Raw genomic sequence first — 14,585 nt, 5'->3', positions numbered from 1 at the left:
GATGACCAAATCTGGACAACTGGCGCGATGAGAAGTAGTTCACTAACTCAGTTGCGTTTCCTAATTGGGGAAAAGGGGGGGGCGATCGCTCTGATGGCACAAATCGTAGGCCAAACTTTGAGACTCAGAAAATTTCTGATTTTGGGCTGAGTGCTGGGTAGGGCGATCGCATTCCTTAATAAAGCTGAATTCCCGATGGCTTGATGCCTCTGGGTGGTGGAGGTGGGAACATCTCGCACCAAATCACACCCTGGTCAATCGAATCAACCTGATCATCATTGGCCCCGTTGGGAAACACTGTGAACTCATCCACAATCCCCTTCGCCCAATCTGCTAACGGGGCATGCTCGGCAGTATCTTTGTGTGGAGGCGGGTATAGCTCCCACCATTCCTCTAAGCTAATCTCCGTTTTGCCCAATGCCTCGATTTGAGCGATCGCCCAAGCCGCCGCAGGCAAAAACAAGCCGCCGCGATCGTGCACGGGTTGGATCGACCAAGCTCTAGAAGTTTTGCTGTCACCACTTGGATTGAAAGCAGTGATACCAGGAATTGTTTTGCCGAGCTGCTCAATAATGGCTGAGCCATTGGCCTTGTCCTCAATCAGGATAGTGCCAGCTTGAGAGAACTGCGATCGCATCATCTTGATAGCGTTCTGAGTCTCGGTGATGCCTGCTCTCGCGTGCCAGATGCCTGGAATGTAATAGTTATGCAGCCACTTTTTCTGAGGAATGCTCTCCCCAGTGCGAGGATCTACCTTGGGTGCAGTCTCCACTTCCACAATGTTGGCCTGCTGTGCCAGAGCATTGATGCTCACGAAGTCGCTGTTGGCAGACTTCTTAAAGGTGGCATCAACTGACAGCAGCCATCGGGTAATGGCAGGCGAGTGTAGATCATCCACTTGCCAATCTTGAATATCCCGCCCCCTGAGGCAGTCGGGTTTTGTTGATGCTGTCCTGAATAGCCATCCCCCAAGGCCAAGCGCTCAGCCTGCAAAACTTCCTCTGGAAATCTTTCAGGGAACATCAGTTCACCTGGCTTGGTTCTAGGGTCAACCCATCCAAACGCTGTGGGGTTGCGTGGCCGCTCAAATTCTTGAGGAATGCACAGGTGGTCCCATTCTTTCGTTGCTAGGACATGCCCTGCCAGATCCTTGGCGTGCAACCGCTGCATGATGCCAATCCGAATGGATGACTTCGGATCATTCACCCGGTTTCTAATAGCTGAATCCCACCGCTCCAAAACGCCCATTCTGATCGCATCACTATGCACTTCACTAGCATCGTGGGGGTCATCCCAGGCAATGAGGTCAGCCCTGTCACCAGTGATACGGCTATTAAATCCAGCAGCACTTCTGATCCCTCCTGCTGTATTCCAGTAGGTGCTCTTGCTGTTTTGGTCGTCTCTCAGCTCCCACTCTGGCTTAAAGGTGTTCTGGTACCACTCACTCTTAATCAGGTCTCGACAGTAGACACTATCCCGCAAGGCCACCCGTGGTTTAGCGCTGAGGAAAATCATTTTAAAGCCTGGGTAATAGGTCCAGATCCAGGCAGGGACACACACAGATGTGATGCGGCTCTTAGCACTCCAAGGCGGAATGTTAACCGCCAAGTTGCGAGCCCGCTGAACATAGGTTGGGTCGTATCGATGTTTTAGCCAGTCGAGGAAGAGGCTCTCGATGTGGAAGCAAACCGCCTCAATGTGCCAACTCCACGTTAGGTCAGTGCAAGGTTCTAGAACTGCCCAGCTCTCCCTGAAGAAGTCACAGAGGCTGATGGGGCCACGACGGTCCGTAACCTCTTTCAACTCAAACTGAGTCTCAAGCTCATCAATGAGTTGCTGTTGCTGCCTTTTACCTATGTGTGGGGTTGCCATGTCTTCTTCGTGGACAGCTTTTCAGGCTTAAGCTTGTTCATCAAAAACTGCTTTGTGGTGAAACAGAGGGGCGATCGCACCACTGATTAAGCCCCTCAGCAGTGCGATCGCCTACTAGTAAAGTACCCTCATGTTCCAGTGCAGACCCCTTTAAGTCCCGTTGTGACTCCTGGTTGAGTGGCTTTTAATCGGTGAGCAAGCCGCTGGGGTTATTGCTGGGACGGGCGATCTTTTTTTGATTTGGTTTGAATTGGGATTTTAGCCTTCTTAAGTTGGTAAAGATCGCGCGATCGCCCCCTGCAACTTTTCCCAAATTTAGGAATGCAACTAAGTCAGTGAACTGTTACTCGTCCCTCCCTGTTGTCCAGAATTCGGACATCTTCTTGGGTTAGGTCCGGGTTGAAGGAGCGATCGCTAGAAATCACTATTCAAGCGCAGTTATTTCATCACTCAGTTTGAAGCATTACTAGCTAAAAACTGTTGAACTTCTTCAATTGTGTAAGGTGGATTGCGACGATGAATGATTGTGTGGCAGTTCGGGCAGACAGGGATTAGGTCACGTATTGGATTAAGCTTGTACTCTTCACGTATTGCAGAGAGTGGGTTTAGATGATGAACGTGGATAATGTTCTTTCCGACTGAGCCGTAAGTTCTCTCAAAATCAAACTCGCAGATAAAACATTTTGCTTCATAGTGTTTAACACAAGCTTCTCGTGCCGCTCTGCTTCGCTCATACGTATTTACTGTAATCTGGGTAGTCGCTCCTTCTTGGTAGGTCTGTGAGTCTTGAACTTCCTCGGGTAGAGGGTTAGCATCATCAAGCAGTGCAGCCCACTCCTGCTCAAGCTCGACTGCAATCTGATCGGGAATGGTTATTCCTGATCTTTGTGTACTCCAGTTCACACCTGCCAAACTTGCCTGATTCAGGAGACTTCGAGGCAAAATAGGCTCTTCCTTGGGATTAAGCAAAACGTCAAACTCAATATCAACATATCTAGTGCTTTTGCCCTCTTCGCTCCAATGTGAGTCTAATTCTGAAGCAGATAGCACCCAACCTGATGCGAAAATGCCTCTTGGCTCTACTCCTTGTTGAATTAGAAAAAAGCGATCGCCTCTTTGTATTTTTTTGGTGTTACCACAGCTCCAGGAGTACTGATAAAAACCCTCTTCCCTTAATTGTTTGATGCAGTCCTGCAAATCTTCCCAGAGAAAACAGGTAGGGTTCCAAGTCAGAAGATACGTTGCCATATTGATAAAAGCGATCGCTAGCTAAGCTAACTATGGCTTCTCGACAGCTTCCCGCACATGGGTAAATTCCTCATCAACTATGTCATCACCCCCATCCCTTCCCCCTCCTACCTCAACTTTTGAATTGGCCCCTTTTGACCCAAACCCCACCTGCACAGCGTTAAAGCCCAAAAAGCCCAATTCAAACCAATTCAAAAATCCGATCGCCCGCTCTACCAAGCATCCCAGCACCTAACTCACTCACAAAAACCACCCCAACCAGCACTAACAACGGCACTTCAGGGGATCTTTATGGGGCATGATTGGGCACCTTAGAAGTAAGGCGATCGCGCCACTGATTAAGCCCCCTCAGCAGCGCGATCGCCCTCCCCTTCAGACCATAGGAACTCTTCCGGCAAGAATTACCCTGCTTGCCGTGTCCCATCCCTACAGCGATCGCTTTAAACGAACCCCTCAACCTGATGCCAACCTTGGCCCGATGCCAGAGAGCAGCAAATCTGGCGTCGAAGTGCCCAGTGCTGCCTATGAGCAAATGTCGGCTTACTGGTCCGTCATCTCAGCGGTCAGAGGCGGAACCTCAGAGATTCGGGATAGAGGTGAAGCCTTTCTACCCCTTGAGCCGTTTGAGAAGGACACGGCCTATCTACGCCGGAGGAACAGGTCATGCCTCACGCCTTGGTATGCGCGGCTAGTACGTGGGTTGGTGGGCATGGTGCTCCGGAAGCCAGTCAAGGTTGAGGCTGGCAGTAAAACGACTGAGCATCTGGACAACATCAATTTACTGGGTGATGACCTGAATACCTTTGCTCATGAAGTGTTTGAGGCAGCGATCGACCACGGCTACACAGGCATCTTCGTCGATTACCCGCGATCGGATGGCATCCAGTTGCTCTCGGAGCAGATTGCAGCAGGGTTGAGACCTTATTGGGTCCACTACACTGCACCTGAGATTATTGGTTGGCGGTATGAGATTCAAGGTAATTTGCGGCGGTTCACTCAGCTTCGAATTAGAGAAGTAGTGACTGAGGAAGATGGCGAATTTAGCGATCGCCAGGTTGAAGCAGCAATAGAAGCAGGCAAGCGCTTCATGGACCACTGGCTCTCCAACCTCGTCATCGGCTTGATGTATGACGAACTCTATGACCAAGGTCACATTGACCACAAGGAATATCGCCGCCTCAGTGACTCAATAGGGGAGGTGGCCTGATGCACCAACTTCACCAAAACCAGAGACCAGAGTCTCGCTTGCTGCCCCTGTCGGCAGACCTGCCCCTGCCCAAGTATCAGTTTGGGCAGCAGGTGCAGTGGGGAGAACAAGGCCCAAACTACGGCATCATCCGCGGCTTGCAATATTTCACCCCTCGCATGTCTGAGGCGATGTCCAACAGCCTCGACTGGGTGGGCTGGTCCTACCTGGTCGAGGTAGACCCCAACAGCCCGACGAGTAGCGGCATCGAAGACGTGAAGGAAGCAGACCTAGAACTGCGGGAGGTGCAGCTACGATGAGCGCCTCCCCTAATCTGACTTACCTCAAGCTCTGCAAAGAGTACGTCCAAATCACCCAGCGCAACTACTGCGCCGCTAAAATCCTCGCCATCATCGAAGGCTGGCAGGCATGGAAAGCGAAGCACAAGCTCGATGACTGGGTGAGGCTCACCCTAGAGCAAATCCGAGAGCATCTGTTTGAGGAGTACAGCATCGAGACCATTCGCCAAGCCCTCGCCAAGCTAACGAACAAGCTGCAACTCCTCAAGCGGCGCAATAACCCCAAGGCGAAATACGATCGCGCCTACCAGTACCAACTCAACCGAGAGGCCATTGAGCAAGCGCTAGCCCAAAAACAGGCTAAAACCCTTGCCCCGTCTCATTTCACAAATCTAGGAGATGACCTCCAAGTTGAAGGGGCATCAACTCCAAGTTCAGAGGTCATCAACTTCAAAACGAGTAGTGATCATATAGAAATAGATTCCACTCTAGACACCTCAATAGACACCACAACAACGGAGCCACCCACCCTCCCTGTTGTTGTGGATGTAGAGGAATTCTCCGAGCCAGCAAGCGCTCCCCTACCTGTTAAGTCTCAACCCGTTCTAAAAGCATCTGGGTCAGAAATGGAACAGGTTGCAGAGGGCGCTGATTCCGCCGCCGCTGAAGCAGAAATATTTTCAAAAATTGAACAAGCGGGATTTCCGCTGACCTCGCCTCTGAGAGCTGAGGTGTTAGCAGCCCCGCTTGAGGTGGTGAGTGATGCTCTGGCAGCGGCCATTGAGTATCGAGACAGGCATGAGGTGAGGAACCCAATTGGCCTACTGCGAGATGCGATCAGCCAGTGCTGGAAACCGGGAGCGAGTGAGCATCCGAAGGCAAGCAAAGCCGCAGAACCCGGATTCAAAGAATGGTTTGACTTGGCCCACAAACTACGGTTGGTGACTGCTAGCCAAATGATGAGCGGTGAGCAGTACGTTCTTACCAATGAAGACGAATGGGAGCCTTGGAATTTCTTAGCTGCTGCCTTTCCTATAGCGCGATTGAAGCAGATGCTGGCTTAAGGACGAGCTGGGTAACGACCCCACTGCACCGGAACGAAGTTAATCTGTTGTTGAGTTGCAGAGATTATTGCGTCCGGTGCAGTGGGGTCGTTAAACCGCCGCGATCTCTAGCAGCTAAAAATCATCTCTGACCAATTGGGGATCTCCAAACGTGAAAGTAAAACCACCTCCGTTGTTTGGAACAGTAATCTTAATTCCTTGAAGAAGTTTTTCCCTACTTGTACACCTTACCTTCTGATATCCAAAAAAGCCTGACTTGTTACCGCAAAATACAGAACCAGAGCCTTTATAAACCCTATTAGGCGTCTCTCCATACACGAACATATCACCCTCATAATTCACAACCAGGGCACATTTTCCAGGTGGAAGCACATACCATCCTTGAGCGACCCATCCTCTCTTCTCACCGTTGTAATACATGATTGCAGCATCAATTGATTCCTCTCGTGTATCACCATTGCAAAGCTTCACTGGTCCTCTAGTTGCATGAGCTACTTGTGTTGTAGAAACAAGCAGGCTTGTTAAGCTTAAAACAGTTAAAATCGCAACTTTCATTGTTGAAGAAAACGGAAAATTGAGCCTCTTCATTGCTGCTTCACTAGTCTTAAAATTCATACCACCTCAAGTAGGAGAATCATCTATAATTTCAACTTGAATCAAGCCTAATCTCCCTATACCTTTTTCGTCAGTCGGATAAGGTCAGGAAAAAGTCGGGAAAAAGTCAGACGCACTATGTCAGGAATCTCACGATCGCACACCAAACAGTGATACGTAATCACCTTAGAGATCGCACCCCACCGAAAAATTCTCGACTACACCCTAATAGATAACCGAGCGGTCTAACTATGTAATTAGACAGAACTAATTCGGGCTAATTCCTCAATGAGATGATTAGGCGGATGGTTATTCTGCATAACAAACACCCTGATGGAGGCGATTATACAGAACCGCTCAACATTGCTTCAGGCTAACTTCCTTTTACCCTTCCGCCTAAGATGTCTAGAACCGGATTAGGTTGAATTTGATGGAAGGCGCGATCGCTCCAGCACTCCAAGCAGCAGCAATTTGAAGAGTCTTCATTAGAGTATTTGGGCACCTTAGGGGTAAGGCGATCGCACGACTAAGGGGGGCAAAGACTTGGTAGTGCGATCGCCCCTGCTTTTGAAAGACTGTTCAAAATCCGAAAATTTCGTAATATCCAAGGCTCCAGCGATCGCTACCCGTCCCAAATTGGGACAACTGACTAATGAGGATGAGTGGGAGTCTTGGGGTTGTTGGCTGCTGCTTTCCCTGTAGCGCGATTAAGGCAGATGCTGGCTTAATGATGGGACTGAGTAACGACCAAGATAACCGCTGGTAGATAATCTCTGCAACCTTACTAAGGTCTCTCAACCGTCCGTTTCATCGGCTTGTTAGAGTGCTAGCTGTAGGGAAGCTACAACTATTCTAAAGTCGCTGACAAATAAAATCAGACCGAACCCAAGCGACCCACTGATTTGTCCCGATTTTGTGCCAAGTACGTTTATCTGTACCACGAGTACTTGAGAAGACAGAAACTTGCTCTCCATCAAAGACTGTATAATTGCGCTGTCGAAAATAATTATCAACCGCCTTTCCTCCAGATCCAACCATAACTAATCCTCGAGGGTAGTCGGTTCCCGGTCCTATGCGTAGGCTTACACTAGAGCCTCTTGTTCTCGTACAAATTTGATTTGAATCATCGTTTGCACTTACAGGTAAGAAAGGAGAAATAGCGAGAGCAATTGAGCTAATACCAACTAAGAGTTTCTTCCACATTGGAGATAATACCTTGATTCAATTAGATAATTTTGATTCACATTAATCGATTGGTTAACTACTCTCCCTCAAAGGAGCAGGGAAAAGCTGCGGAGCGAACAAATCTGCTACGGCTAAGGTAGTGCACAATTTGAATTTCGGGACCAGACTCTCTGGGAAGTAAGCGCATATAAATGCCATAATCCGCAGAACCAAGATGATAAATCCCATTGCCATTATTTGGTGCTGCTCTAAACCTTCCGCTGAAGGGTAATGATGAGTAATCTGCATCAGGTGCATCATTCTCGAAAGAGCTCAACTGTTCTTGGCTTCGAAGCAGCTTTTCTCTACCATTTCCTTCTCGACGACGGATTGTCATAAGCAGGTTAGGTTCACCAATAAGCCGTCCGTCATCACTATATTCCACTACTCCTGATATTTGATAAGTGATACGAGCTCCATCTCTAAGAGATAATCCAGCATTACAGAATATTCCAGAAGTCGTAGTAGCTTGAGTTTTTACTGGAACCAAACATGAAAGCAGAGCAAAACCTATTAAAATTTTATTCATAACTCTTTGACTTGCTAACACAATTCAATCTAGTTAATCAACACAGTCGAATGCAGCGTCAGGAAACGATCTACCTTTTCTTATTTCCCTGTTAATACAATTTGACTGGTTACCATCAAAACCATCCATAGATCCAATAAAGCTCATATTTGCCCTAACAAAACAAGGGTAGGTACTCGTTCCTGCCCACTTGATACGCACCCAAGGACGACCTTGCCTATCTTGCTCGATAGGATTACCTTCTAACTCAGATGCTGTGGCTAAATATGATGCTTTAGGAAATCTAGTTATAATCCGATAATTAGTGCCAGGACCGCTTCGACAATTTAGAGAACCGCTGTTGATGGCAACGATCCAACTCCCTCCCCAGGAGTAATAGTCTCCTCTAGAGTCGGGTCTCGCTTGAGCAAAAGCTGGATATGGAAGAAGAACCATAGCGGTTGCTGCTGTCAGCAGAGATAATTGCTGAACTTTAAACATAACTTTCTAAGCCTTTTTGCTCTAATTAGGTTATTTGGTGATGATTGCAAAAACTATTTATGGTCAACCGGGAGATATCATGAGGTAAAAGGCTTTGTTAAGCTTTTTTACACTCATTCATGCCAACTCCTATGAACCATTCCGTAAACTGCTCCTTCTAAGTGCTACTTAAACTCAATTCAATCTAGTTTTTGTGCATCTACTTCGTCAGTCGGAAAAGGTCAGGAGAAAGTCAGATTTTAATGAGTCTTTACAACATGTAGCCACTCAACGATCGCCCCTTCGCTCCCTCCAATCTCATCAAACCCGATCGCTCCTCTCCCCCCATACCAAACCCGATCGCCCTACCCAGCACTCAGTCCAAAATCAGAAATTTTCTGAGTCTCAAAGCTTGTTTAGGTTTTACGTTACGAGAGCAATGCGATCGCCCCTCCAACTTTTCCTCAATTGGGGAACGCAACCTAGTCAGTGAACTGCTGATCATTGCTGCCAGTTGTCCAGACTTCGGACATCTTCTTGGCCTAGGTCTGGGGTGAAGGAGCGATCGCCAGACGTCCCAAATTGGGACAACTGACTAATGAGGATGAGTGGGAGTCTTGGGGTTTCTTGGCTGCTGCTTTTCCTGTAGCGCGATTGAGGCGAATGCTGGCTTAAGAGTGGGCTGGGTAACGCCCCGTTCACCCACCGCCATTAACTTCTGGAACTTAACGAAAAGACTCGATACGGTCGGCGTGCAACGGGATTGTTATGCAGTTTTGCACTAGCCATCGCAAAATAATTTTGGACCTGGTAAGGATTTATAGGATCTTTTTCCTTGTTCTCCTCGTGGGGGAAAGGCTGCAAACATTTCTTCAAAATATGCCACGGATTCTTCTATTTCAAGCTCAGTAAGACACACACCAATAACAGACTTATCTCGGTTACCTTCCTTCGCTTTTTCGTAAGCCAATCCATATTCTAGGCAAATCATAAATCGGTAAAGGTTTTGAGCTTTGGCGACGTATCTCAACTCAAAATCACCTTCAAGAACGCCTAACTTCTCACGCTCACAATTACCGCAAATCACGTTTTTCAGCCATTTAGCGTACCACGCCACCTCCCAAGTGAGAAGGCAAGCGCATCTTTGTTTCCATATACCTTGTTCGTTCTTGGCTTCAATATTCAGGAAAAGCCAATTCGCATCATAATCATCAGCAATATCAGGAAACTGATAACCTCCAATTAAAAATCGAAAGTATTCTCCGTTTAGACCTTTCCATATAGGCATATCTAGGGAGTTAAACAACAAATTGAATGTGACTAAAGACTAAGGACTAAGCCTAAATTGTTTCTTTGGTTTGGTTCACTAAGGACTTAACCACATAACGGTTGCGTTCAGCGGATACAGGCAACATCAAACTAAGCACCAAAAGCTTTGCTCATTCCGTTGCAACGCAATTGTTATACGGTGCTACGTGACGCGAGCAGGTATTTTCCAGTCAATGTAACTCCAATTGGACGGTATGACCATCATATCCATCCTCTCCACGAGTGAGTCCCATTTTTGGAAATCTGAGTTACACTCACCGTGATAATGATATGGCGTTTCCTCTTTCAGAGGAATGTAAGCTCTGTAATATTTAAGGCAAGCATCCAGAAAACCTCGGTTGCCCCTATCATGTTTTCTTGCTAAAAATTCTGCTCTTAATTCTGCTTCGGTAACTTGCCTGATGGAGCTTTTGAATCGATGTTCATAGCTGCTCCAAACGTCAAACTCAGAGTCCTCTATCTTGATGTCCCAATCATCCTTAAAGTCTTTTCCACACTCAAATCCAAATAAATAATGCTCGACAAGTTGGTCTTTGCGAAAAACCTTGAACTCATTGAAAGAAGCATGATGAGAATCATGAAAGGTAATGACATCAGTATTTAAGAGTAGGGCTAATGCAAAAGCGATCGATTCCTCTGTACCTAAAAGAGGCAAAATAGTCCACTGGTGATTAAGATATCGCCAAAAGGGAACTGTCCACAATATTGGAGGTAGCGATTTATCAGGTCTTGAGTTTCTAACTTGTCGATGTCGCTCAACTTTCTTCCATGAAGCTTTATTTGCATCAACATAGTCAGCAATTTTGCAATGAGGTTGTACCTCAAGCGCAAAATATTGCTGAACAACAGTGTTAACAGCTTTAACGGGGGCTTTAACAAGAATGCAGTTGTTTAGCGCATACTTATCACAGCCAAGCTTTTGAGCAACCGAAAGATTCTCAGTCATCAATAAGATATGATTCTAACCCGATGCAAGACCTCTACTCTACCAATAGCTTAAGTGTACGTCTCCACAGATAACTCAAGCCTTATAACTATGTAATTAGACAGAACTAGTTCGGGCTAATGTCCTTATAGGGCAGATAGGCCGAAAACCATCAGGCTAATTCCTCAATGAGATGAGTAGGCGGATGGTTATTTTGCATAACACCTGGATTGAGGTGATTATACAGAACCGCTCAGCATGGCTTCAGGCTAATTTCCTTCACCCTTCTCCCGAAGATGCCCAGAACCGGATTAGAGCGAATTTGATGAGAGGCGCGATCGCTCCAGTCTCTCAACCAGCAATTTGAAGAGTCTTCATTAGAGTATCTGGGCACCTTAGAGGTAAGGCGATCGCTCTTCTGACGGGGCTTGATTAGAGGAGCGATCGCCCCTCCAACTTTTCCCCAATTGGGGAACGCAACCGAAACAATGAGCTGCTGAGCGATCGCCACACGTCCCAAATTGGGACAACTGACTAACGAGGATGAGTGGGAGGCTTGGGGTTGCTTGGCTGTTGCTGAGCGATCGCACGGCTCAGACAGATGCTGGCTTGATAATTAGGCTATCTCGTTTCCAATCACCTGTTGTAGATAACCTTGAAATCGAGCTGATAGCCTCTCGTCGGACGGTGTGCTTTGGAATTGTTATGCAGCAATTATCATAGGTCATTCATTGTTTCAGGTAATACAAAACATAATCTGATTTATGAAACAGCCCCTTGGATTCTGCTTCGGCAAACATAGCTTTTATTAGCTCTTCGTCCCGAAACTCTGGAAAATTCTGTGTTCCTTTTTCTACAAAATTAGACAAACGCCAAACATCAAAACCATCAATTTGACCTTCTCTGCCAAAGTCCCAATCCACTGGTCCTGACGGTAAACACACACAACAACCGTACCCATGAAAAAAATAAGAAATTTTTCCGCCGGGATCTAAGTATCCTTTCTGTGGAATTCCCGATAATTGCCACTCCAGAGGATGTTGAGGTTGTTTCAGTCCCTTGTAGCGTTCAAATAGCTCAACTGCCTCTCGTACTCTGCTTTGATATTCATGAATTAGCTGGATGAACCGTTCTATCATTCACAATTTACTCAACTATTTAAGAGCATTAGGCGATGGACCTATGAAGGCACTCAGCCCAAAATCAGAAATTTTCTGAATCTCAAAGCTGGGCCTAGGTTTTGCGTCACGGAGCTTTGCGATCGCTCACAACTGGGCTAACTTGCTCAGTCCTCTGCCTCCATTCTTTAACAAAGATTTTTTGTAGTCCATACTCTGCATCTGGGAGCATTGCATGACAGCCTCAATAAACACTGAAGGCGGCAAATAGTGATGTGCGTTAACGTAGTGCACAATTAGCCCAGGGGCGACGTAAATGACCCCATCAAATGGAACAAATAAGTTGCTTGTACCTCTAGGTGTGGCTTGAGCATCCTGAAATTGGCAAAGCTCACAGACATGAAAGCCTGCTGAAACTACAGGTTGCCAAGCTTTTTCTACTAGGTCACACAGCTTATTGAAAAATTGTTGTGATACTTTTCCCGTTGGGAACTCACACTCATTGCCTAGCCAGCCTACGGCCCGTAGTACAACTTCACTATCAACGGGAAAGTAGTCAATCGTTCCCAGATCTGGATAACAAGTCATCAGATTACAACCTTGCAGAATTTAGAGTCACCCACTGCAACTGCTAAAGGACGATTTCGCCCTAACGCAAGGCTAACACCAAGCCACAGAGGAGCGATCGCCTGCCTCAACTTTTGAATTGGTCCCTTTTGACCCAAACCCCACCTGCACGGGATCAAAGCCCAAAAAGCCCAATTCAAACCAATTCAAAAATCCGATCGCCCACTCTATAAAGCATCCCAGCACCTAACTCACTCACGAAAACCACCCCAACCAGCACTAAAAATGGCACTTCAAGGGATCTTCATAGGGTACAGATGGGCACCTTAGAGGTAAGGCGATCGCACGGCTAAGGGGGCAAAAACTTGGTAGCGCGATCGTCCCTTTATCCCTCTTCCCAAATCTGATTGTCGCGGACATAATTTTAGAAACCAAAATAGCAACAATTCCAGTCTCCGGTTCAGCTTGAATCTGGAGACTTTTTGTATGAGTATCAGCCTTGACTTACAGATTAATTAGTTGAAAAATTAAGCCCTCAAAGCCTCTCGGATTCCAAATCAGCTTGATGTCTAGTGGAGGTATCTCGCATTTCTGTGATGACTTCAAGTACAAGAAGATACTGAATGGCAGCAAAACGAGATTCCCAATCTAATGGCTTCAAAGACCCGCACTTGTATTTACGTGGGTCAAATGTGAACCAATCAGAACTGTTACTTCGAGAACGAAAACGATATCCCTCTGGAAACTCAAATTCTGGATTAAGAAAAATTTTTAGAAACTCATCTCGAGGGCGAGGTTCATCAGGGTCCCAAATATCAAGAACAGGAAACTCACCATGAGTAGCTTTATTACGAAGCTCCTTCACAACAAAGATTCGGTTAATGAGTTCCTGTGAGTAAATATTTAAGTGCTGAAGAGCTTTTATAGCTTCATTAAACGAACACTCATCGGCAAGTTGAAATAATGTATCTCGTGGTGCGTCCGCTTTTATAGATACTGAACGCCCTTTAGACTTAGGAATTGTAATGTTGTATCCACATGCAACGAGGCTAATGATTTCATCATAAATAGCTCTTAACAAAGCTTCGCCAGCTGTAATGATTGAGGCTCGTGGGCATCCTGCAAGATAAGCACGATATGCCTCAGAAAAAAGCTTTGCAAACTGTTCTCTGTAGGGAAAACAGGGATGAGACTTGAGGTAGAAATCAACCGCAGATTTTCCATCCCAAGGAAGTGCTTTCTTGTATATTTCCTCTCGGTCTTGTTCCATATCAAAGTCAGGGATCATGATAATGTACGCAGTTTAGCAACCTCATTGGCTCTATATGAAAAAGCTCTAACATCGAAATTATTTAACTGGAGCGATCGCCAGCCCAAGTATTTGTAAAGCAAAGTCAAGCATCAGTTGACCAAATCAAGGGTTTTGCACTTATTGGTGTACTACCATATGCGAGTCAACTAATGAGATAGCGATCGCTAGCCCTGAGCATCTAATGAGATGGCGATGGCGATCGCCCCTCCTAAGCATCCCTAAACACAATTCGGCAGCGACAGCGGCTGTTGCACTCGCAATCAACCCCCGGCGCAACAACCTGATCAATTGGCAGCCATAAGCCTCCGGTTGAGTGACCTAGGCAGGATGAACAGTGTCGAGCTTGACTGTCTAGACTCCGCTTTGCCTCCCTCGCCCCGTAGCTCTCACGGGTCATCTTCTCCGACTTAAAGAAGGCAGTCCTAGCGCTTACCCCATAGGACTTGGCACGGGAAAGGATTTGCTTCTGACTTAGCTCACCCGTCGCGATCGCATCCCCAAACCCCTGCAAATACTTGTATTGCCGCTTCAGCTCTTGCCCAGCAGTGCCAAAGTGACGCGCATTAAGCTGCTTCTCTCCACCCGCCCCAAATGCCGCCATCCTCAAATGAGAGAGCTTGACATCCTCAGCCATCCTCAACTGAAACTCAGTCACACCGATTTTGTCCTGGGTCAGCAGTCGAGCCTGACCACTCAACCGAGTCTCAAGCCGAGTTGCTTCACCATCAACTAACCGCAGAACTTCGGCACGGGCAATAAAACGGCGATCGCCCCCGTGAAATTGGCCTGTTCGGCGATCGTAGGTGACTTTGTTCACTGAATTTGTGGGCCGTAAGCATTGATTGCTACTCTTCCCATT

The 14,585-nt window shown here is 46.9% G+C and carries 18 protein-coding genes; 4 read left to right on the top strand and 14 right to left on the bottom strand.

The window, feature by feature from the left end:
• Positions 1-175: 175 nt before the first annotated feature.
• The 4 genes from NDA01_RS26630 to NDA01_RS26615 form a co-directional block, all read right to left on the bottom strand.
• Positions 176-814 carry a hypothetical protein gene (locus NDA01_RS26630; RefSeq protein WP_348230372.1) on the bottom strand — a complete coding sequence of 213 codons (639 nt, stop codon included), beginning with the start codon at positions 812-814 and terminating at the stop codon, positions 176-178.
• Complete coding sequence (locus tag NDA01_RS26625; RefSeq protein ID WP_348230371.1) at positions 811-1,872, bottom strand: hypothetical protein; 1,062 nt, start codon at positions 1,870-1,872, stop codon at positions 811-813. Before NDA01_RS26625 ends, NDA01_RS26630 begins: the two co-directional genes overlap by 4 nt.
• Positions 1,873-2,322: 450 nt before the next feature.
• Positions 2,323-3,069: an HNH endonuclease gene (locus NDA01_RS26620; protein ID WP_348230370.1), complete on the bottom strand. Its 747-nt coding sequence runs from the start codon at positions 3,067-3,069 to the stop codon at positions 2,323-2,325.
• 81 nt (positions 3,070-3,150) lie between these two features.
• Entirely contained in the window at positions 3,151-3,351 is a 201-nt protein-coding gene (locus NDA01_RS26615; RefSeq protein ID WP_348230369.1) for a hypothetical protein, read from the bottom strand.
• Between the two features lie 67 nt (positions 3,352-3,418).
• Between NDA01_RS26615 and NDA01_RS26610 the strand changes: the two genes are divergently transcribed.
• The 3 genes from NDA01_RS26610 to NDA01_RS26600 are packed head-to-tail and all read left to right on the top strand — an operon-like array spanning position 3,419 to position 5,669.
• Positions 3,419-4,327 (top strand): hypothetical protein, encoded by a 909-nt coding sequence (locus NDA01_RS26610; protein ID WP_348230368.1) that lies wholly within the window; start codon positions 3,419-3,421, stop codon positions 4,325-4,327.
• Positions 4,327-4,626 (top strand): hypothetical protein, encoded by a 300-nt coding sequence (locus NDA01_RS26605; RefSeq protein WP_348230367.1) that lies wholly within the window; start codon positions 4,327-4,329, stop codon positions 4,624-4,626. Before NDA01_RS26610 ends, NDA01_RS26605 begins: the two co-directional genes overlap by 1 nt.
• On the top strand, positions 4,623-5,669 hold the full coding sequence (locus NDA01_RS26600; RefSeq protein WP_348230366.1) for a hypothetical protein: 1,047 nt from the start codon (positions 4,623-4,625) through the stop codon (positions 5,667-5,669). The genes NDA01_RS26605 and NDA01_RS26600 overlap by 4 nt, the downstream gene beginning before the upstream one ends.
• 114 nt (positions 5,670-5,783) lie before the next feature.
• On the opposite strand, the gene NDA01_RS26595 is transcribed toward NDA01_RS26600, so the two are convergent.
• The 3 genes from NDA01_RS26595 to NDA01_RS26585 all read right to left on the bottom strand — a co-directional run bounded on the left by NDA01_RS26595 (position 5,784) and on the right by NDA01_RS26585 (position 8,496).
• Entirely contained in the window at positions 5,784-6,284 is a 501-nt protein-coding gene (locus tag NDA01_RS26595) for a DUF1036 domain-containing protein (RefSeq protein ID WP_348230365.1), read from the bottom strand.
• 1,240 nt (positions 6,285-7,524) lie between these two features.
• Positions 7,525-8,016: a hypothetical protein gene (locus NDA01_RS26590; RefSeq protein ID WP_348230364.1), complete on the bottom strand. Its 492-nt coding sequence runs from the start codon at positions 8,014-8,016 to the stop codon at positions 7,525-7,527.
• Between the two features lie 33 nt (positions 8,017-8,049).
• A complete protein-coding gene (locus NDA01_RS26585) occupies positions 8,050-8,496 on the bottom strand; it encodes an SH3 domain-containing protein (RefSeq protein ID WP_348230363.1) in 447 nt (148 codons plus the stop codon).
• Positions 8,497-8,689: 193 nt separating this feature from the next.
• On the opposite strand from NDA01_RS26585, the gene NDA01_RS26580 reads away from it, so the two are divergent.
• Positions 8,690-8,968 (top strand): hypothetical protein, encoded by a 279-nt coding sequence (locus NDA01_RS26580; protein ID WP_348230362.1) that lies wholly within the window; start codon positions 8,690-8,692, stop codon positions 8,966-8,968.
• Positions 8,969-9,256: 288 nt separating this feature from the next.
• On the opposite strand, the gene NDA01_RS26575 is transcribed toward NDA01_RS26580, so the two are convergent.
• From NDA01_RS26575 to NDA01_RS26545, 7 genes are all read right to left on the bottom strand, one after another.
• Positions 9,257-9,781 (bottom strand): WapI family immunity protein, encoded by a 525-nt coding sequence (locus NDA01_RS26575; RefSeq protein ID WP_348230361.1) that lies wholly within the window; start codon positions 9,779-9,781, stop codon positions 9,257-9,259.
• 165 nt (positions 9,782-9,946) lie between these two features.
• Positions 9,947-10,750: a hypothetical protein gene (locus tag NDA01_RS26570; protein WP_348230360.1), complete on the bottom strand. Its 804-nt coding sequence runs from the start codon at positions 10,748-10,750 to the stop codon at positions 9,947-9,949.
• Between the two features lie 232 nt (positions 10,751-10,982).
• Positions 10,983-11,249, bottom strand: a complete 267-nt coding sequence (locus NDA01_RS26565) for a hypothetical protein (RefSeq protein WP_348230359.1) — start codon at positions 11,247-11,249, stop codon at positions 10,983-10,985.
• A 208-nt stretch (positions 11,250-11,457) separates the two neighbouring features.
• Positions 11,458-11,868 carry a DUF6896 domain-containing protein gene (locus tag NDA01_RS26560; protein WP_348230358.1) on the bottom strand — a complete coding sequence of 137 codons (411 nt, stop codon included), beginning with the start codon at positions 11,866-11,868 and terminating at the stop codon, positions 11,458-11,460.
• Between the two features lie 126 nt (positions 11,869-11,994).
• The gene (locus NDA01_RS26555; RefSeq protein WP_348230357.1) at positions 11,995-12,435 is read right to left on the bottom strand and encodes a DUF7919 family protein; all 441 of its coding nucleotides are present in this window, start codon (positions 12,433-12,435) and stop codon (positions 11,995-11,997) included.
• Positions 12,436-12,949: 514 nt separating this feature from the next.
• Entirely contained in the window at positions 12,950-13,702 is a 753-nt protein-coding gene (locus tag NDA01_RS26550; protein WP_348230356.1) for a hypothetical protein, read from the bottom strand.
• Positions 13,703-13,934: 232 nt separating this feature from the next.
• Positions 13,935-14,585: hypothetical protein (locus NDA01_RS26545; protein WP_348230355.1), on the bottom strand; the 651-nt coding region annotated here is incomplete at its 5' end.

Origin of the sequence: Trichocoleus desertorum AS-A10 (assembly GCF_039962155.1) — a bacterium.
GTDB lineage: Bacteria > Cyanobacteriota > Cyanobacteriia > FACHB-46 > FACHB-46 > Trichocoleus.
This window is presented reverse-complemented; position numbering and strand designations above follow the sequence as displayed.

Bases quoted from the DNA above. Each gene is read 5' to 3' on its own strand.
- NDA01_RS26625 (WP_348230371.1), bottom strand. From the start codon at position 1,872: ATGGCAACCCCACACATAGGTAAAAGGCAGCAACAGCAACTCATTGAT.
- NDA01_RS26610 (WP_348230368.1), top strand. From the start codon at position 3,419: ATGATTGGGCACCTTAGAAGTAAGGCGATCGCGCCACTGATTAAGCCC.
- NDA01_RS26605 (WP_348230367.1), top strand. From the start codon at position 4,327: ATGCACCAACTTCACCAAAACCAGAGACCAGAGTCTCGCTTGCTGCCC.
- NDA01_RS26600 (WP_348230366.1), top strand. From the start codon at position 4,623: ATGAGCGCCTCCCCTAATCTGACTTACCTCAAGCTCTGCAAAGAGTAC.
- NDA01_RS26595 (WP_348230365.1), bottom strand. From the start codon at position 6,284: ATGAATTTTAAGACTAGTGAAGCAGCAATGAAGAGGCTCAATTTTCCG.
- NDA01_RS26590 (WP_348230364.1), bottom strand. From the start codon at position 8,016: ATGAATAAAATTTTAATAGGTTTTGCTCTGCTTTCATGTTTGGTTCCA.
- NDA01_RS26585 (WP_348230363.1), bottom strand. From the start codon at position 8,496: ATGTTTAAAGTTCAGCAATTATCTCTGCTGACAGCAGCAACCGCTATG.
- NDA01_RS26570 (WP_348230360.1), bottom strand. From the start codon at position 10,750: ATGACTGAGAATCTTTCGGTTGCTCAAAAGCTTGGCTGTGATAAGTAT.
- NDA01_RS26560 (WP_348230358.1), bottom strand. From the start codon at position 11,868: ATGATAGAACGGTTCATCCAGCTAATTCATGAATATCAAAGCAGAGTA.
- NDA01_RS26555 (WP_348230357.1), bottom strand. From the start codon at position 12,435: ATGACTTGTTATCCAGATCTGGGAACGATTGACTACTTTCCCGTTGAT.
- NDA01_RS26550 (WP_348230356.1), bottom strand. From the start codon at position 13,702: ATGATCCCTGACTTTGATATGGAACAAGACCGAGAGGAAATATACAAG.